14 protein-coding genes are annotated in these 18,945 nt (G+C 51.5%); all 14 read left to right on the plus strand.

The annotated features are described in order from the left end of the window. Nucleotides 1-121: 121 nt before the first annotated feature. Nucleotides 122-1,357, plus strand: coding sequence for an EAL and HDOD domain-containing protein (locus E8L22_RS18865; RefSeq protein ID WP_136526656.1), 1,236 nt, complete (start codon nucleotides 122-124; stop codon nucleotides 1,355-1,357). 192 nt (nucleotides 1,358-1,549) lie between these two features. Next, on the plus strand, nucleotides 1,550-2,305 hold the full coding sequence (gene kdsB, locus E8L22_RS18870) for a 3-deoxy-manno-octulosonate cytidylyltransferase (RefSeq protein ID WP_136526657.1): 756 nt from the start codon (nucleotides 1,550-1,552) through the stop codon (nucleotides 2,303-2,305). A 264-nt stretch (nucleotides 2,306-2,569) separates the two neighbouring features. Beyond that, on the plus strand, nucleotides 2,570-4,171 hold the full coding sequence (locus tag E8L22_RS18875; protein WP_136526658.1) for a CTP synthase: 1,602 nt from the start codon (nucleotides 2,570-2,572) through the stop codon (nucleotides 4,169-4,171). 370 nt (nucleotides 4,172-4,541) lie between these two features. Next, entirely contained in the window at nucleotides 4,542-5,363 is an 822-nt protein-coding gene (gene kdsA, locus E8L22_RS18880) for a 3-deoxy-8-phosphooctulonate synthase (RefSeq protein WP_136526659.1), read from the plus strand. 268 nt (nucleotides 5,364-5,631) lie between these two features. Continuing rightward, on the plus strand, nucleotides 5,632-6,597 hold the full coding sequence (locus E8L22_RS18885) for a KpsF/GutQ family sugar-phosphate isomerase (protein WP_136526660.1): 966 nt from the start codon (nucleotides 5,632-5,634) through the stop codon (nucleotides 6,595-6,597). Nucleotides 6,598-6,873: 276 nt separating this feature from the next. Beyond that, entirely contained in the window at nucleotides 6,874-7,389 is a 516-nt protein-coding gene (locus tag E8L22_RS18890) for a KdsC family phosphatase (protein WP_136526661.1), read from the plus strand. 526 nt (nucleotides 7,390-7,915) lie between these two features. Further along, a complete protein-coding gene (locus tag E8L22_RS18895) occupies nucleotides 7,916-10,702 on the plus strand; it encodes an SLBB domain-containing protein (RefSeq protein WP_136526662.1) in 2,787 nt (928 codons plus the stop codon). Between the two features lie 185 nt (nucleotides 10,703-10,887). Next, complete coding sequence (locus tag E8L22_RS18900) at nucleotides 10,888-12,087, plus strand: GumC family protein (RefSeq protein ID WP_246044787.1); 1,200 nt, start codon at nucleotides 10,888-10,890, stop codon at nucleotides 12,085-12,087. A gap of 41 nt (nucleotides 12,088-12,128) precedes the next feature. Then, nucleotides 12,129-13,265: a non-hydrolyzing UDP-N-acetylglucosamine 2-epimerase gene (gene wecB / locus E8L22_RS18905; RefSeq protein WP_136526663.1), complete on the plus strand. Its 1,137-nt coding sequence runs from the start codon at nucleotides 12,129-12,131 to the stop codon at nucleotides 13,263-13,265. A gap of 280 nt (nucleotides 13,266-13,545) precedes the next feature. Beyond that, the gene (locus tag E8L22_RS21930) at nucleotides 13,546-14,478 is read left to right on the plus strand and encodes a WxcM-like domain-containing protein (protein ID WP_136526664.1); all 933 of its coding nucleotides are present in this window, start codon (nucleotides 13,546-13,548) and stop codon (nucleotides 14,476-14,478) included. Beyond that, the gene (locus E8L22_RS18915; protein WP_136526665.1) at nucleotides 14,475-15,575 is read left to right on the plus strand and encodes a DegT/DnrJ/EryC1/StrS family aminotransferase; all 1,101 of its coding nucleotides are present in this window, start codon (nucleotides 14,475-14,477) and stop codon (nucleotides 15,573-15,575) included. Before E8L22_RS21930 ends, E8L22_RS18915 begins: the two co-directional genes overlap by 4 nt. A 390-nt stretch (nucleotides 15,576-15,965) precedes the next feature. Beyond that, complete coding sequence (locus E8L22_RS22045) at nucleotides 15,966-16,211, plus strand: DapH/DapD/GlmU-related protein (protein WP_407925362.1); 246 nt, start codon at nucleotides 15,966-15,968, stop codon at nucleotides 16,209-16,211. After that, nucleotides 16,195-17,685: an O-antigen translocase gene (locus E8L22_RS18925; RefSeq protein WP_136526667.1), complete on the plus strand. Its 1,491-nt coding sequence runs from the start codon at nucleotides 16,195-16,197 to the stop codon at nucleotides 17,683-17,685. The genes E8L22_RS22045 and E8L22_RS18925 overlap by 17 nt, the downstream gene beginning before the upstream one ends. Nucleotides 17,686-17,707: 22 nt before the next feature. Continuing rightward, nucleotides 17,708-18,943 (plus strand): glycosyltransferase family 4 protein, encoded by a 1,236-nt coding sequence (locus E8L22_RS18930; protein ID WP_136526668.1) that lies wholly within the window; start codon nucleotides 17,708-17,710, stop codon nucleotides 18,941-18,943. Nucleotides 18,944-18,945 lie beyond the last annotated feature (2 nt).

Here is an 18,945-nt window from a genome sequence, read left to right on the forward strand (position 1 = left end):
GTAGCCGCCGTTTTCTTTACGGCCTGTTGACGACGCCGCAGTCAAGGTGGTGTTGAAGCAAAGTGACAAGGTTGCTTGAACGCTGAACGTTGAACGTTGAACGTGTTTTTGGGGTGTTCACATGATTGACGAAAAGTTCTTTCTCGGGCGCCAGCCGATACTGGACCGGACGCAGCAGATCGTTGGATTCGAACTGCTTTTCCGCTCTCCGGAGAGCCTCTACGCGGCCAACGTCTCCGACCTGCAGATGGCTAGCGCGAGCGTCATCGTGAACTCCCTCTCCGAGTTCGGCTTCCAGGAGGTACTGGGGCGCCACAAGGGCTTTTTCAACGTCACCCGCGAAATGCTCATGAGCGATGCGCTGGAGCTTCTCCCGAAAGACCGCGTGGTCATCGAACTCTTAGAGACCATCGTCGCCGACGCGGAAGTCTTCGAACGCTGCCGCACCCTCAAATCACTCGGTTTCACCCTCGCACTCGACGACCACGTCTACTCGGAGAGCTTTCACGACATCTACCACCTCATAGATATCGTGAAGGTGGACGTCCTGGAGACCCCCGATACGTCACTCGCGGAGATGGTCGCCAAGTTCAGGAACTGGCCGCTCACCCTCTTGGCCGAAAAGGTGGAAAACGCGGAACACTACAAGTTCTGCTCCCAGCTCGGTTTCGACCTGTTCCAGGGATACTACTTCGCGCGCCCGGTGGTCTTGAGACAGAACAAGATCGACATCGGCAAGATCACCATGATGCAGCTCATGAAGCAGGTGATGGCCGACGCCGAGTGGTCCGAGATCGAGGAGACCTTCAAGCAGAACCCCGGGCTCACCTACAACCTTTTGCGCCTGGTCAACTCGGTCGCCATGGGGCTACGCGTACGCATCAAGACGCTGCGCCACGCCCTCACCGTCCTCGGCCTCGAACAGCTGAAGCGCTGGATCACCCTCGCCCTTTACGCAAACAACGACAGTAACGGCGTGCAGAGTCCGCTGCTCGAGATGGCGGCGACCCGCGGCAAGCTCATGGAACTCCTCATGCTGGCCTCGCACGGCCGTGCCGCAGGCGAAATTGCCGACCAGGCCTTCATGGTAGGGATTCTTTCACTCATAGACGTACTTTTCGAAGATTCCATGGCGGAGCTCATCGGGAAGCTCAACCTGGTGGACAGCGTGAAGAGTGCGCTGCTGCATAAAGACGGTGATCTTGGTGCGCTGCTTTTGCTTGCCGAGCTTCTGGAACAGGCAGATTTCCCCGCGGTCAACGAGCAGCTGGAGATCTGCGAGCTCTCCCTCGATCAGCTTCTCACCGCACAGCTTGAGACCTTCTCGTGGGCCGATAAGCTTAGTACTTCCCTCTGATTCACTCCTTGACACGCACCTTTCTTTTGATGTAACTTGTTTCGTCCCGCCAGACAAAGGGACGGAGCCGGCAGTTCAGGCTGCGCTCCACCGGCTACAAGCAGCAAGCCAGCCAGTACAAATCACCACAACAAAACCGCAACCAGGACTTGATGCCCGGCCACGCCGGTTCGGTCCGTATTGAGACGCCAAATGAAAATAACCGCGGTAATTCCCGCCAGGTATGCTTCTACGCGTTTTGAAGGTAAGGCATTGGCGGACATCATGGGGCGGCCCATGGTGCAGCATGTATATGAGCGCGCCTCCAAGGCGAAGCTCATTTCCGAGGTGATCGTCGCGACCGACGACGAGCGTATCGCCTCCGCGGTGCGGAACTTCGGCGGCAGGGTGGAGATGACCTCGGTTGAGCACGAGACCGGGACGGACCGTCTGGCCGAGGTGGCGGGAAGGCTTGATGCCGACATCATTGTGAACGTGCAGGGGGACGAACCCCTCATCGATCCGGCGATGATCGACCAGGCCATCGAGCCGATGCTCGAGGATGCCACGATCCCGATGGCTACCCTCAAATGCCGGATCAGGACCCTGCACGACTTCCTTTCTCCGAACGTGGTGAAGGTGGTTTCCGATCCGAAGGGGAACGTGCTCTATTTCTCGCGTTCGCCGCTTCCTTTTTTCCGGGACAAGTGGAACGATCTCAAGGACGACGCCTTTTGCTGCGGGAAGCTTCTGTGCTACAAGCACGTAGGCCTCTACGTCTATCGCAGGGAGTTTCTCCCGGTGTTCGCGGCGCTTCCGCCGAGCTACCTGGAGATGGCCGAGAAGCTCGAGCAGTTGCGCGTATTGGAAAACGGTTATCGCATCAAGGTCGTCGAGACCGAGTTCGAGTCGATAGGTGTGGACACCCCCGCCGACCTCGAGAAGGTGCTGGCCAAACTTAAAGGCTAACTGACGTTCAACGTTCAGCGTTCAGCGTTCAACGTTTTTAACGGCCTATATTTCTTTATCTACATCGTTTCAGCGCTTTGGGTTCCGTCACGTCGCTTGTATTTTCATGGGACGTCTCGTTGAACGTCGAACGTTGAACCTTGAACGTTTTTGTATCAAGTTCGCGCTTCAGGTTCCGTCAGGCAGCTCCCATTCATTTTACCGGGAGTCACGCTGAACGTTGAACGCTGAACGTTGAACGGTTTCCATTCGGAGGTTTTTTCAGTGAAGACAAAATTCATCTTTGTAACCGGCGGCGTTGTCTCCTCCATAGGTAAGGGACTCGCCGCCGCTTCTTTGGGCGCTCTGCTCGAGGCGAGGGGCCTTCGGGTCACCATCCAGAAGCTCGATCCGTACATCAACGTCGACCCCGGCACCATGTCGCCGTTCCAGCACGGCGAGGTCTTCGTAACCGACGACGGCGCCGAGACCGACCTCGACCTCGGTCACTACGAGCGCTACACCTCCAGCAAGCTCTCCAAAAAGAGCAACTTCACCACGGGTCAGGTCTACTTCTCGGTCATCGAGAAGGAGCGCCGCGGCGACTACCTGGGGGGCACCGTCCAGGTCATCCCGCACATCACCGACCAGATCAAGGCCAACATCCTCGAAAACGCGAAGGGTAACGACATCGCCATCGTCGAGATCGGCGGCACCGTGGGCGACATCGAATCGCTTCCCTTCCTCGAAGCGATCCGACAACTGAAAAGCGACCGCGGCCCCGGCAACGTCCTTTACCTGCACGTGACCCTGGTCCCCTACATCAGGACCGCCGGCGAGCTGAAGACCAAACCGACCCAGCACTCGGTCAAGGAGCTGCGCGAGATCGGCATCCAGCCGGACATCCTCTTGTGCCGCTGCGAGCAGGAACTTCCCCAGGACATGAAGGCGAAGATCGCTCTTTTCTGCAACGTCGAGGAAAAGGCGGTCATCACCTCCCGCGACGCCGAGCACATCTACGCCGTGCCGCTCGCGCTGAACCTCGAGGGGCTGGACGACCAGGTCGTTGAGAAGCTCAACATCTGGACCAAGGCGCCGGACCTGTCGCACTGGCAGCAGGTGGTTTCCAAGCTCACCAACCCCGCCTGCGGCGAGGTCAGCATCGCCGTGGTCGGCAAGTACGTCGACCTGAAGGAATCCTACAAGTCGCTCTCCGAAGCGCTCACCCACGGCGGCATCGCCAACGACTGCCGCGTAAACCTGGTCTACCTCGACTCCGAGAAGATCGAGGAAGAGGGGGCGGACAAGTTCCTGGCCGGCGTGGACGGCATCCTCGTTCCGGGCGGCTTCGGCGAGCGCGGCACCGAAGGGAAGATCAGGGCGATCGAGTACGCCCGCGTCAACAAGGTTCCCTTCTTCGGTATCTGCCTCGGCATGCAGATGGCCGCCGTCGAGTTCGGGCGTAACGTCTGCGGGCTTCCCGAAGCCTTCTCCAGCGAGTTCAAGCCGGCGTGCAAGAGCCCGGTGATCCACCTTATGGAAGAGCAGAAGGGGGTCGACAAGAAGGGGGGCACCATGCGTCTTGGCGCGTATCCCTGCTCTCTCGTCAAGGGGACCTTCGCGCAGAAGGCCTACGGCGCCACCGAGATCTCCGAGCGGCACCGTCATCGTTACGAGTTCAACAACACCTTCCGGGCCGCACTCGAGGAGAAGGGGATGATCATCTCCGGCATCTACAAGGAAGGGAACCTGGTGGAGATCATCGAGCTGCCCGACCATCCGTGGTTCCTGGGGTGCCAGTTCCACCCGGAATTCAAGTCCAAGCCGCTCAACCCGCACCCGCTCTTCAAGGCCTTCATCGGCGCCACCAGGGCACGCAAAGGGTAAAACAAAAACTAAAACAAAACCGATTCGAACAGGGATGAAGGGGATACAGGGGATAAAAGCATAAAAGCTTTTTCTCACGCAAAGACGCAAAGACGCAAAGAAAGACAATACTTGGGGTTAACCCAAAATCTTTTCGTCTTAAGGTTTTATCCCTTTCATCCCCTTCATCCCTGTTAATTGATTTTGTCTATCTGTTTAAGGTTTTCTTTGCGACTTTGCGTCTTTGCGTGACAGAGATTTTTTGCGTCTTTGTTTCGTTTTTATCCCGTTTATCCCCTTCATCCCTGTTAAAATGGTTTGGCTTTGACTTTCTTTAGGGCTTTGTGTCTTTGCGTGGCATCGTTTTTGGGTTTGAGATACAGGAGAAGTTATGACTCGTGAGATCGCTGTAGGTAACATCAAGATAGGTGGCAGCAGGCCGCTCGTGCTGGTAGCCGGCCCGTGCGTCATCGAGAACGAAGCCGCGACGCTGCGCCACGCCGAACGGCTCATGAGCATCTGCAACGGCGTAGACATCCCACTCATCTTCAAAGCCTCCTACGACAAGGCGAACCGCACCTCGGTCACCGCCTTCCGCGGCCCCGGCATGACCGAAGGTCTCAGGATACTCGCCAAGGTGAAGGAATCGCTCGGCGTTCCGGTGCTTTCCGATATCCATTCCATAGAACAGGTGGAACCGGCCGCGGACGTCCTCGACGTGCTGCAGATCCCCGCCTTTCTCTGCCGTCAGACCGACCTCCTGGTCGCCGCGGCGAAGACCGGCAAGGTGATCAACGTCAAGAAAGGGCAGTTTCTCGCCCCGTGGGACATGAAAAACGTCGTCGGCAAGCTTCGCTCTTGCGACAACGACAACATCATCCTCACCGAACGCGGCGCTTCCTTTGGCTACAACAACCTCGTCGTCGACATGCGCAGCTTCCCGATCATGCGTTCCACCGGTTTCCCGGTCATTTTCGATGCCACCCACAGCGTCCAGCTTCCGGGAGGAGAGGGGACCTCGTCCGGTGGTCAGCGCGAGTACGTGGAGTTTCTCTCCCGCGCCGCGGTAGCCGCCGGTGTGGACGGCGTTTTCATGGAAGTGCATGAGGAGCCCGAGCAGGCCCTTTGCGACGGGCCGAACTCCGTGCGTCTCGACGACCTCCCGGTGCTTCTGAAGAAACTGAAGGCGATCGACGCCATCGTGAAACAGTAAAACCGGCAAAGCAGAACCTATTCAAACAGGGATGAAGGGGATGCAGGGGATAAAGGCTTAAAACCTTTTTCTCACGCAAAGATGCAAAGGCGCAAAGAAAGACAAGACTTTTGGGTTAAACCAAAATCTTTTGTCTCTAGGTTTTATCCCTGTTAAACGATTTGCTTTCAGGTTTTCTTTGCGATTTTGCGTCTTTGCGTGAGCAGGTTTGAAGGTTTAACCTGTTAAATTGCTCTCAAGGTTTTGGTTTTAGCTTAAGGAGTCCATTTTGATTTTAGAAGAAGCAAAAAGGGTGATCCGCGTCGAGGCAGAGGCGCTTTTGAACCTCGAGTCCTCCATCGACCAGGCCTTTGAGCAGGCCGTGCAGATGATACTCAACACCCAGGGGCGCGTCGTCGTCACCGGTATGGGCAAGTCCGGCCTCATCGGCCAGAAAATCGCCTCCACCATGGCCTCCACCGGAACCCCCGCCTTCTTCCTGCACCCCGCGGAAGGGATTCACGGCGACCTCGGCATGATCATGAAGGGGGACGTGGTAATCGCCATCTCCAACTCCGGTGAAACCGACGAGGTGGTGCGCATCCTCCCGATCATCAAGCGCCTGGGTGCGTCGCTCATCGCCATGGCCGGCAACCCCAACTCCACCCTCGCCAAAAGCGGCGATATCTTCCTCGACATCTCCGTGAAGGAAGAAGCCTGCCCGCTGGGGCTCGCGCCCACCGCATCCACCACCGTTACCCTCGCCATGGGGGACGCCATTGCCGTAGCGCTGCTGGTGAGCCGCGGTTTCCGGGCCGAAGACTTCGCCATGTTCCATCCCGGCGGGGCGCTTGGGCGCAGACTCCTTTTGAAAGTAGAAGACATCATGCATTCCGGCGAAGGGCTTCCGCTTGTCGCCGCCGACACGCTGATGCGCGAGGCGCTCTTCACCATCACCTCCAAGGGGCTGGGTATCACCGGTGTCACCTCAGCCGACGGTGCGCTGATCGGTGTCATCACCGACGGGGATCTGCGTCGTGCCCTCAGCAAAGGGCTCGACATCATCAACCTTCCCGCGTCCGACCTGATGAAGGTAGGGCCCAAGCGGATCCGTCGCGACGAACTGGCGGCCCGTGCGTTGCAGCAGATGGAGCAGTACTCCATCACCTCCCTTTTCGTGTTTGCCGACGACGAAGACACCAAGCCCTTGGGCATCGTGCACCTGCACGATCTTCTGAAGGCCGGGATAGCATAAAAACCGATTCGAACAGGGATGAAGGGGATACAGGGGATAAGGCTTAAAACCTTTTCTCACGCAAAGCCGCAAAGGCGCAAAGACAAGCAGCACAAACAAAAGATTTTGGTTTAACCCCAAAAAGCTTCTCGATTTTAAGATTTACTTTGCGACTTTGCGTCTTTGCGTGACCAGATTCTGTTTGGTTTTATCCCTTTTATCCCCTTCATCCCTGTTAAAATTGTTTTGCTTTTGATTTTTTGCGCCTTTGCGTGACGAAGGTTTTGCGAGGTTCTCATGGAAGACAGACTGAAAAAGATCAAGCTGCTTATCCTCGACGTCGACGGCGTCCTTACCGACGGGCGCATCATCTTCGACTCCAACGGCGTGGAGAGCAAGTTCTTCAACGTAAAAGACGGCCATGGCATCAAGATGCTGCAGCGCTCCGGCATAGAAGTAGGCATCATCTCCGGGCGTGAGTCCCAGGTGGTGTACAACCGCGCTGTCGAGCTCGGAATCGGCCAGGTGTACCAGAAGTCGCTGGACAAACTGGTCCCGTACCGCCAGATGCTGGAGGCAACCGGGGTGTCCGACGAGGAAGTCGCCTTCATGGGGGACGACGTCATCGACATCCCGCTCCTGAAGAGGGTAGGCTTCGCAGCGGCCCCCGCCGACGCGGTGCCCGAGGTACTTCCCTTCGCCCAATTCGTCGCCAAGAACCGCGGTGGCTGGGGGGCGGTGCGCGAGGTGTGCGATCTCATCCTGAAGGCCCAGGGGACGTGGGATGCCGTCACTTCAAGGTACTATGTCTGATGTGACGCAAATTTAGATCGACAAGACCAAAATAAGAACAGGAAAAGGAATGTCAATATTCAGACATTCCTTTTTTGTTTTTGACACACTTACATATCTGATCCACTGTCAAGTGGCTTCTGGGCGCCGATGAAAGTCTCTGCTCCATTTTAGATTTTGTTGAGACAATAGCTGCCGCTCGTCTATTGTGTGGGAATCACATGGGATTAACTCTTATGACAGATGCTGATCGTGTGAAATAGATTTCTTGCTCCATAAGAAAGCCGTTGTGGCATGAAATCTGCTGAGGTTGTGCCGGCATTTAGTTGAGTCTGATTCCATACTCACAAGGGTTTTTTGAATTTACATAGCTCCGTAGAAGTGCTATACCGTAACGTCTGATCATTAGTCGATTCTGATCGGTCGTCCCCGTCCCAGGACCATTAAACGTTAGCACACTCAAGCTGTCGGCGTCGATGTAGGGATACCCACCTTTCTGTCCGTTGTACCTTCCGCGCCAAGCTACTCTTACGAGGTTTTCGAAGGCATGAAAAAAATACTGCTGTTCGCCGCTGCGCTATTCCTGCTCACTGTCACCACTTCATATTCCGCAAGTATCTACGACAGCACCTCTCAGGGGACTACGTACTACTCCGGCACCTCGGCAACCGCGCCCGCACCGGCCACTGCACCGGCCACCTCCAGTTACTTCACGATCCCCGCACAGACGGATCAAAACGCCGCGACCTCCTATTCTCCATATCCGTCCCAGCAACAGACGACCGGGCAGATGCAGCCATACGCTCAGCCCCAGCCCAATCTTCAGATGCAGACCTACGGCGCCAAGCCGATTTCCGGGCAGGCTCAACCTGCCGGTCAGAACGCGGGAACGGTGCGGGGGCAGTCGTCCGTCCCTGGGCAGGCAAACGTGCAAGCAGCGGTACCGGGGCAACCCGGCGCCCAGTACGGCCTCCAGGGTCAAAACAGTAATCAATTTCCTGCAGGCTTGAACAAGCAGCCCCAGCAATACGACCAGGAACAGGGAAGACAACCTCTTCAGCAGGCCGTCCAGCAGCCGGTGGTCCCCGCAGAACCTTCCGCGCTGGAAAAAGCGATGGGTGAGGACCCGGTCACCGCGGAGAACTCCCTTTCACAGCCTTACGGAGGCACCACCCTTACTCAGTTCGGCTACAACTTCTTCCGTCCCGAAACGAATGATCCTCTCTCCGCGCAGATGGATATTCCCGTCGGCCCCGACTACATCGTCGGCCCCGGCGACCGGCTCCTTATCACCCTTTGGGGGAGTATCGATGGGACCTGGGAGCTCGAGGTGAACCGCAGCGGCGAGATAGTGCTTCCCAAGGTAGGGGCGGTAAAGGTGGCGGGGCAGACCTTCGGCCAGGTGCCCGGTGTGCTGAAGAACACGCTCGCGCGCATCTTCAAGGACTTCCATGTCAACGTCAACATGGGGCGGCTCAGGGTCATCAAGGTCTACATCGTAGGCGAAGTAGCCGCACCGGGCGAGTATAACGTGAGCTCGCTCTCCACCATCATCAACGCGTTGGCGGCGGCTGGTGGCCCGACCAAAAACGGTAGCCTCAGGAATATCAAGATCAACAGAAACGGCAACGTCGTCGAAACCGTCGACCTCTACGACTTCTTCCTGAAGGGGGACCAGGGCAAGGCCATTCGACTGCAGCCGGGCGACACCGTGTTGGTCCCGGTGATCGGCAAGGTGGCGGGCGTCGCCGGTAACGTCCGCCGCCCTGGCATCTACGAGCTCAAGGGAGAAAGCAGCCTGAAGGATCTGCTTGGGCTTTGTGGCGGGATCAACGCCACCGGTTACCTGCAGCGGCTCCAGATGTACCGGGTACAGGCGCATGACAAGAAGATGGTGACCGAGATAAGCCTCGAGCCCGGCAAGAGCGTTGAGGACGCGACAGCCGGCATAAAGCTGCAGGATCTGGACTTGGTCAAGGTTCTGTCCATCGACACCGTCCTGCGCGGGTACGCGCGGCTCGAAGGGCACGTGCTGCGCCCCGGCGATTACGCACTAAAACCAGGCATGCGTGTCAGCGCTCTTCTTAAGGGCGATAACCTGTTGCCCGAATATCACGCCGCCGCCGGACAGATCACCCGGCTGTTCCCCCCCGACCTGCACCCTGAGATCGTCTTCTTCAACGTGACCCGCGCGCTCAACGGTGAGCCCGATTACGACCTTGAACTGAAGGAATTCGACCGCGTGAAGATCTTCTCTCGTACCGAGATGGAGGAAGTCCCCTTCGTCCAGGTAAGCGGGGAGGTGCTTAGGCCGGGGCAGTACCGCTATCTTGAGAACATGACCGTGCGCGACCTGCTCATGCAGGCCGGCAACGTGAAATTGAGCGCTTACCTCAAAAACGCAGAGATTGTGAGGGTTAAGCGTGCCGACTCGCGCGTCGTCACCGTTGTCCTGCCCGTCGATCTCGAAGCGGCCCTCAAGGGAGGGGACGCAAACATCAAACTGCAGCCCTTGGACGAGCTTACCGTAAGGCGCATCCCCAATTGGGCGGATGCCACCGACCGCTACGTCACTCTGAGCGGCGAATTCGTCTTCCCCGGGACCTACCCGATCTACAAAGGGGAACGTCTCTCCTCCGTTATCGCCAGGGCTGGCGGATTCTCAAACCTCGCCTATCTCAAAGGGACCAAGTTCACCAGGGAGAACGTCAGGAAACTGCAGCAGCAACGCATGGATGAAGCGCTGCAGAAGGCCCAGGAAGACATCATCCACCTGCAGACCAACATGGCGCAAACCGCAGCGTCGGCAGAGGAGGTTTCCGCTGCCAAGACGACACTTGATGGGCTCACGCGCAGCGTGGAGATCCTTAAGACCAAGAAGGCCGAGGGGCGCGTGCTGATGGAGGTCGCCTCGCTGGAGGAACTGAAGGGCGGACCCTACGACCTAGAACTGCAGGGTGGGGACCAACTCACCGTGCCCAGCGACCCCGGCGGCGTCAACGTGATCGGCAACGTCTACAACCAGAGCACAGTGGTTAGTCAGCAAGGGCGTGACGTCGAATGGTACCTGCACCAGGTGGGCGGACCGACCGGTGATGCCGATACCGGCGAGATCTACGTCGTCAAGGTGAACGGTACCGTCGTGAGCCAGGCTAACTCCGGCAGGTTCCTGTTCTACAATTCCTTCTGGGGCAAGCCGCTTGATTCCGGCGACACTATCATCGTGCCGCGTCAGTACGAGAAGACCGCGTGGCTCAGAACCGTGAAAGATATAACCCAGATCCTTGGTAACGTAGCCATGACCGCCGGCGTGGCCATCGCCGCAGGGAAATAAGGGCAAAGCGTGCATCAGGATTGATTATCCTTGTCCCTGCTGGCGGGGGGCAGGGCTTGAGGGCTGGACACTTGTATCAGTTGGGACAATGTTAGTTAATATGTTCGACCCAAGAAGAGCTTTGATCTTTATTAAATTTCTCCTGTTAGGTGGCTTAGCTTTTAACTCATAAGAGGAACTAGATATTGAACACTGATAAGCCCGATGTAGATATTACTGATGAAATCAATCTGCTTAAGCTACTTATTGTCTTAGCTAAACATTGGAAGATGATAGTAGTAGTTCCATTGATTGTTGTCGTGATCACTGCTATTGCCACGCTGTTCATACCGAACATGTACACGGCCAAGGCTATGATCCTGCCCGTAGAAGATAATAGTGGCGGTATGATGAGTGCAATGATGGCCCAGATGGGCGGCTTAGCTGCACTTGCTGGCGGAGGACTCGGAGGAACAACAAAAACTGATCAATACGTGACTATGATGAATAGCGAAGTGATACAGGATCCAATAATCGATCGATTCAAGTTAATGGACCTGTATAAAGCCAAATTCCGCGCCAAAGCTTATTCTGCCCTACGTGCTAGTACGGATATTCGTGCAGGCAAAAAAGATGGCATCATCACCATTGCGGTGAGTAATGAAAGACCCAAACTAGCCGCTGATATTGCTAACGCCTATGTGGAGGAACTCGGGAAGTTGACCGCAAAACTTGCTATGACCGGCGCTGGAGCTAATCGCCTTTTTCTGGAAGAACGTTTAGCCAAAGCAAGGAGTGATTTGACCGTGGCGGAGGATGCGCTTAAAACTTTCCAAACCAGAAATAAGGCTGTGGCTATCCCTGATCAGGCAAAGGCGACACTGGAAGGGGTGGCTGTGCTACGAGCACAATTGGCCGCACAGGAAGTACAGCTTGGAACCATGCGGCAGCAACTTACAAATGAAAGCCAAGAGGTGAAGGCTGCCAAGGCCACCATCGCCAATCTGCGGCGGCAGATTTCACAACTTGAAGGAAGCAAATCAGAAGGTTCCTTGCCCGGTGTTGGGGCCATGCCGCAGTTGGGGCAGGAGTATATACGCCTCATGCGGGAATTTAAAGTCCAAGAAACTTTGGTGGAACTACTTACCAAACAGTATGAGATGACAAAGCTGAATGAGGCGAAAGATGTCGCTCCGTTTCAACTGTTGCAGTCCGCGAAGGTGCCAGAGGTGAAAAGCAAGCCAAGGCGCGGCTTAATAGTAATTGTTGCAGCATGTATGACTGGATTGTTCATGGTCATTTTTGCTTTTTTGCTCGAATGCAAAGGACAATTGAGCCATGAAGACCGCAAACTTCTTGATGAGCTTAAAAAATACCTTCCCTCCCCATTGAAAAAAATAGTTTGAAAATACACACAATTTTTCACAGTAGAGGTAGGTAGAGAAGCATGGTTAAAGTTCTGTCAGTGTTTGGTACCCGTCCAGAAGCCATAAAAATGGCACCTGTTATTAAAGGTTTGGAAAATGATCCTGAGATATTTAAGAGCATTGTGTGCGTAACAGCACAACATCGCCAAATGCTAGACCAAGTTTTAGACCTTTTTGACATTATCCCAGACTACGATCTCGACATAATGAAACCTGGGCAGGATCTTACAGACATAACTTGCCATGTATTGCAGGGCCTGAAGCCAATCCTTCTTAAGGAAGTTCCAGATATAGTACTTGTGCATGGTGATACCTCCACTGCAATGGCTTCTTGCATTGCCGCATTTTATGCACATATAAAAGTCGGTCATGTAGAGGCTGGCCTGCGAACCGGCAACAAATTAGCTCCCTTTCCAGAAGAAATGAACAGGCGCATTGCAGGGGCTGTCAGTGACATCCATTTTGCTCCTACAGTAGTTGCTCGTCAGAATCTTTTAAAGGAAGGTGTAGCAGAGCAGGATGTCTTCGTAACGGGAAACACTGTAATCGATTCTCTATATCGAGTTTTAGATAAAATAAAAAAAGATCAAAAACTTTATACAGTTTTAAGTGAGAGGTTCTCTTTTTTGTGCCCCGGGAAAAAACTAATTTTGGTCACTGGACACAGGCGGGAAAACTTTGGCCAAGGATTCGAAAATATCTGCGGTGCCATCGAAGATATCGCTAGCATTAATCCTGACGTAGAGGTGGTCTATCCAGTCCATTTGAATCCGAATGTTCAAGAACCAGTTAAACGTCTTTTAAGTGCGAGACTTTTGAAAAACGTTCACCTCATTGGGCCTCTTGATTATCTTCCTTTCGTTTATTTAATGGATCGTGCATACCTGATTCTCACAGATTCAGGCGGAGTACAGGAGGAAGCACCATCTTTAGGAAAGCCTGTGTTGGTGATGCGAGAAACGACGGAAAGACCTGAAGCCGTCCAAGCGGGCACAGTTTTGCTCGTCGGAACTGATAGAAGTGCGATCGTTGCAGCAGCTAATACCCTTCTTCGTGACACTTCAGCATACGAAAAGATGTCAAAGGCTCACAACCCATATGGAGATGGTCGTGCTGCAGAGAGGATTTTGAAAACTTTGCAAGTTTGCTTAGAGTGAAAAAAACACACAGCTGCGGAGAGTTCCGTCATATAACGTTGCTAAAAAAGGCTGTAGTGGGGGTAGGGTACATTGGCCTTCATACTGCTCCCATGCTTGCAACAAAATCACTTAAGTATTAGGTCGGCTTAGACGGTTTAATTCAGGCAATATTGTAGATGTCCCCGGCCCTTCATGCTGTGAATAGTGACAACCTGCAGACGTTGCTTGTTCCGAAGGCGGCAGACTCTTCCGTCTAAGCCTTTTCTGCGGCAGCTGAGGTGGTTATAGGAGGTTTTAAATGAAGTTCTATAAGCATCCGCAATCAATTGTAGAATCGCATAATATTGGTCGTAATTCGAGAATATGGGCTTTTGCGCACGTTCTGTCAAATGCAGTAGTTGGTGAAGAGTGTAATATATGTGATCATGTTTTCATAGAAAATGACGTCATCATTGGTAATAGGGTCACTATCAAATGTGGTGTACAGGTTTGGGACGGAGTGAGAATTGCTGATGATGTCTTTATAGGCCCGAATGCCACTTTTACAAATGATTTATTTCCTCGTAGCAAGAAGTATCCTGAGGAATTTTCAAAAACTTTCGTTCTTGAAGGGGCTTCGGTTGGCGCGAATGCCACAATCCTTGCTGGAGTCACTATTGGCAAAAAAGCCATGGTTGGCGCTGGAGCTGTTGTTACGAAGAACGTTCCGCCCAACGCGATCGTTGCTGGTAACCCCGCAAGAATCATTGGATATGTTACGACAACTATGGTTGTCGATAATAAGCAAGATAAATCATTTCTCCAAGGGGAAGTTCGTCAATCTGATATTCCGGGTGTTGAATTTCTTAGATTGCCGGTAATACCTGATATGCGTGGGAATTTATCCTATGCCGAATATGGGCAGTTTTTGCCTTTTATCCCTAAAAGGTTTTTTCTTGTTTATGGGGTTCCGAGCAAGGAGATCCGGGGAGAACATGCGCATAAAACCCTCGACCAATTTTTGTTATGCGTCAACGGATCTTGTACTGTCATGGTTGATGACGGTTCCTGCCGTGAAGAATATATTCTCGATTCTCCTGGAACAGCTCTGCGTATCCCACCGATGGTATGGGGGGTACAATATAAATATTCGTCTGACGCTATCCTGTTGGTTCTAGCATCAGATGTTTATTCAAATGAAGATTACATCAGGGACTACGATGAATTTCTAAAGGCGGTGGGTACCAGATGAAAGTTCCTTTTCTAGACCTTAAATCACCTTATATTGAGCTGAAAAATGATCTTGATTTAGCTTTTAATCGCGTGATGACCTCAGGATGGTATGTCTTAGGGAATGAAGTAGCAGCGTTTGAAAATGAATTTGCATCCTATTGCGGTGCAGAACATTGTGTGGGTGTTGGGAACGGACTTGACGCATTGCATTTGATATTACGTGCTTACGGAATTGGGGCTGGCGATGAAGTGATAGTCCCTTCAAACACTTATATTGCAACGTGGCTCTCTGTTACCCATGTCGGTGCTACGCCTGTTCCGGTCGAGCCTGAAGCACGGACGTATAATATAGATGCCGCATTAATAGAGAGAGCGATTACTAACAAGACCAAAGCCATCATCGTAGTTCATCTCTATGGCCAAACAGCGGACATGGATGCGATAAATGTTATTGCCCATAAAAATGGATTAAAGGTGATAGAAGACTGTGCTCAAGCTCACGGTGCTCTTTACAAAGGGCGCAGAGCCGGCAGTCTTGGTGACGCTGCTGCATTCAGTTTTTACCCCGGCAAAAACCTGGGAGCTGTAGGCGATGGTGGCGCTGTAACTACTAGCGATCCTGAAGTATCAGATCGGGTCAGGGTTCTTCGCAATTACGGTTCCAGAGTCAAATACCACAATGATGTCATAGGCTTTAACTCACGTCTCGATGAGTTACAGGCTGCGTTACTTCGTGTTAAATTAAAAAAACTCGATGAATGGAATGGTCGTCGTCAGGCTCTTGCATCTCTGTATATGAGAACTCTAGAGGGAGTCCCCGACCTCATTTTACCTTTTGTGGCCGAGTGGGCCGAACCTGTCTGGCATCTTTTTGTCGTTCGTCATCCGCGGCGGGACAGCTTACAAGATTATCTGACATCTAAAGGTGTAGGTACGCTTATTCATTATCCCGTTCCTCCCCACCGCTCTAGCGCCTATTCAGGACAAGGTTATCGAGAACGTTGTTACCCAATTGCTGAGGATCTTGCGGCTACTGTGCTAAGTCTTCCCATGGGCCCTCACCTTGATGATAATTGCGTTGGTTATGTCGAAAATGCCTTTTCTAGTTTCGCCTAAACTTTTACGGGTTTTACGTTTTCAGGATCAAATATGTTCTTCCGAATAATGATATCTGCAATATCCGTATTGTGTCACAGGTACAACTTTCTGCGGTTGCAGTTGTCAACCGCTTCTTTAAAGAGACTTTTAGTCCTCGGCAGCGATATACGGCCAGTAGTTCCGGTTCGCTGTGACGGAAGTGGGAAGGTTTTTGTTGGGAGCGGGGTTTTGTTAGGCTGTAAGCCTGCGCCTAGGTTGGGGAATGGCGAAATCCTGTTGCAAGCCAGAGAACCAAAAGCAGTTGTAGAAATTGGGAACAGAGTGGCTTTTTCCAATAACGTTTCAATCATTGCCAATGATAGAATCTCTATTGGAGACGATTGCCTTATAGGTGACTGCGTACTTATCATGGATTCTGATTTCCATGGCATAGATCCCCTACAAAGACGAACGAGCAAAGGTATTTCTTTACCTGTTGTTATAGGGAAAAATGTTTGGTTTGGTAGCCGGGTAATCGTTCAAAAAGGAGTCTGCATTGGTGAGAATTCCATTATAGCGTCTCAAGCCGTAGTTACGCGAAGTATCCCTCCTAATTGCGTGGCTGGTGGAAATCCCGCAAAAATTATTAGGTATATAAATGAAGGTAAGAACTAATAAGTCTGCAACCCATATAATTAGAGCATCAGCAATAATGGGTAGCAGTTCGTTTGTTGTCATCCTTACCGGGGTTGTGAAAAACAAAGTTTTAGCTCTTATTATAGGACCAGCTGGCTTAGGTCTTGTGGGGCTTTACTTGTCTATAATTTCAGTTGTAGCAACCATTTCAGGGATGGGTATTAACGGTAGTGGGGTCCGCCATATTGCTGCCGCAGTTAGCGAAAACGACAACGAAAAGCTGAGCATTACTTGTACGGCGGTCAGAATATCTTCTTTTGTATTTGGCTTGGTTGGAGCTATCTCCCTCATTGTGTTCCGCGAACAGGTGTCTGTTCTTGCAATAGGTAAGAGCGGTTATGGTGCTGTAGTTGCTTGGCTAGGCCTTGGAGTCTTAGCTACGAATGTATCCAATGCACAGATATCTTTGTTAAACGGTTTAAGAAAACTGGGTGACCTCGCCAGGATCAATGTGACAGGGGCTCTACTTGGATTGCCCATAGCTTGTATTGCTGTTTTGCTTTGGAAAACTAACGGAGTAATAGCAGCGCTTGTTGGAGGTAATTTAGCAACCCTGACAGCCTCCTGGTGGTTTTATAACAAGAGTGAGATTCCGAAAGTAAAAATCGGTCGTAACTGGAACCTGGTTTTGGTGCAGCTAAGGGAACTCTTAGGGTTAGGGACAGTGCTGATGCTCTCAGCGCTAATGACAGCTTCTGTTCAATTTTGTGTCAGGGCCTATTTGTCCCAAACTATGGGGATTGAAGCCACAGGTCACTTCCAAGCGTCTTGGAGCATTTCTATGCTTTACCTTGGGTTTGTACTCAACGCCATGGCGACAGACTTTTACCCTCGTCTTTCGATGGTTGCAAAGGATTCAAGTGAGACTAACAATCTGGTAAATGAGCAGATGGAAGTAGCTTTACTTCTTACAGGGCCTGTTATTCTTGGAATGTTAAGCTTCACTCCACAGATAATTTCCATCTTATATTCTAAAGCTTTTTATGAGACTACAAGCATACTTCGTTGGCAAATCCTCGGAGATCTTTTTAAGGTTGCGTGCTGGCCGATGGGTTTCATTCTGCTCGCTCACGGTCGCAGTGCCTTATTCTTTGCTGCAGAACTTACATGGAATCTCGCGTATTTGAGTATCATCTACATGGGGCTCGGGATATGGGGTGTAAATATAACTGGCATAGCGTTCTTAGTTGCATACATCCTCCTTTTTTGTGTTAACTGGGTAATTGTTCACCGTCTCACCAGATTTAGGTTCACTAGATATAATTTACGGCTTTTGTTGATGTATGTTTTATGTTCTATAATAGTATACTGCTTTGCTGATACGAATAATGTTATGTTTTTTGCTATGTCTTTGTTGATCACATTGGCTTTAGGCGTGTACTCTATTCGTCGTCTATGCAATTCAGTCGGACCCCTTCCTTGGAAGAAGGCAAAAGCAACCAATTGCTTTTAAGCCAAATAATGCGAGTTTTCTTTTGAATATACTTTTTATTACAAACAAGTTCATAACAGGAGGTGCCGAGCGATATATCCTAAAAAAGGCATCCGCTCTAATCGCTGAAGGACATAGAGCGCTGATTATTTCGGCTGGTGGTGAGTATACGACACGTCTGCTCGATTTGAATATTCCTTTCGTCGATATTCCAGGGCTTGATAAAAACATCAACCTCCTTAGTCACTCAGAGATTCTTTTCATAACTGCTAAGGTAGGATCTGCAATTCTTAGCCACAAGATTGATATCATAGAAATTGACTCGCCGGTAGTTTTGGAAGTTGGTATTGCGGCTGCTTTCGCATGTAAGATCCCATTTCTTCTCAACATTTTTCATGAATATTCGTTTGGTTCAAAGCATGATATCCGGTTGCTCGAGGTTCTTTCCCGTAGCGGACTTCTGTTTTTTCTCTCCGAAAGTATTGGGGATATTATTTCCTCAAGAACCGGTGCTGATCTAAAAGATGCTCGTGTCCTCCCTATCGTATTGGATCCATATGAATTTAACTCTGACGATCCTCCCTTGGAAATATCAGATGATCTTTTTGTATTTGTTGCAATTGCTAGGTTGACTAAAGATAAGGCTTATATAGATGTGTTGCTGGATGAATATTGTCAATTTGTAAACCGTGCAGGTGCAAAAAAAACCAGACTTTTCATCGTAGGAGATGGGCCATTCTTTGACAGGTATCACCGTAAATCCCAGCGTATTAACAAACGTATTCGAAAAAATGACAATCTAATCATCATGATGGGGAATCGTACTGATATATCCGCATTCTATAGGCGCGCGGATGTATATGTCGGAATGGGGACCACGGCTCTTGAAGCTGCCTTTTTCAAGACCCCTGTTATTGTAGCCTCATTCCACCCTTATCATACCTCAAGCATTGGATACTTCAGTAGGATCGTATACGAGTCAGTCGGGGAAGTGGTGCCCTCTAGAGTCTCTTTTACCTCCTATTCTGACATGATGTTTGAACTTTATAAAAACCAGAAACTTCGCGAGGATCTTTCTGATAATGGATATAAAAAGATCTGCGACATGTACCTCGCAGAAATTGTAATGAAGAAGTGGATTGTTGCGTACAATGACATTCTTCTCGATAAACAACACATTCTATCGCTTGACCTTGACGACATGATCTATTTTCGCGACAGTAAACGTCTGAGGATAAAGAAATTCTTACAATCCCTCACGCGGCTTGCACAACTCTAACT

Origin of the sequence: Geomonas ferrireducens, from assembly GCF_004917065.1 — a bacterium.
Classification (GTDB): Bacteria; Desulfobacterota; Desulfuromonadia; order Geobacterales; family Geobacteraceae; genus Geomonas; species Geomonas ferrireducens.

Bases quoted from the DNA above. Each gene is read 5' to 3' on its own strand.
- E8L22_RS18865 (WP_136526656.1), top strand. From the start codon at position 122: ATGATTGACGAAAAGTTCTTTCTCGGGCGCCAGCCGATACTGGACCGG.
- kdsB (WP_136526657.1), top strand. From the start codon at position 1,550: ATGAAAATAACCGCGGTAATTCCCGCCAGGTATGCTTCTACGCGTTTT.
- kdsA (WP_136526659.1), top strand. From the start codon at position 4,542: ATGACTCGTGAGATCGCTGTAGGTAACATCAAGATAGGTGGCAGCAGG.
- E8L22_RS18890 (WP_136526661.1), top strand. From the start codon at position 6,874: ATGGAAGACAGACTGAAAAAGATCAAGCTGCTTATCCTCGACGTCGAC.
- E8L22_RS18895 (WP_136526662.1), top strand. From the start codon at position 7,916: ATGAAAAAAATACTGCTGTTCGCCGCTGCGCTATTCCTGCTCACTGTC.
- wecB (WP_136526663.1), top strand. From the start codon at position 12,129: ATGGTTAAAGTTCTGTCAGTGTTTGGTACCCGTCCAGAAGCCATAAAA.
- E8L22_RS21930 (WP_136526664.1), top strand. From the start codon at position 13,546: ATGAAGTTCTATAAGCATCCGCAATCAATTGTAGAATCGCATAATATT.
- E8L22_RS18915 (WP_136526665.1), top strand. From the start codon at position 14,475: ATGAAAGTTCCTTTTCTAGACCTTAAATCACCTTATATTGAGCTGAAA.
- E8L22_RS22045 (WP_407925362.1), top strand. From the start codon at position 15,966: ATGGATTCTGATTTCCATGGCATAGATCCCCTACAAAGACGAACGAGC.
- E8L22_RS18925 (WP_136526667.1), top strand. From the start codon at position 16,195: ATGAAGGTAAGAACTAATAAGTCTGCAACCCATATAATTAGAGCATCA.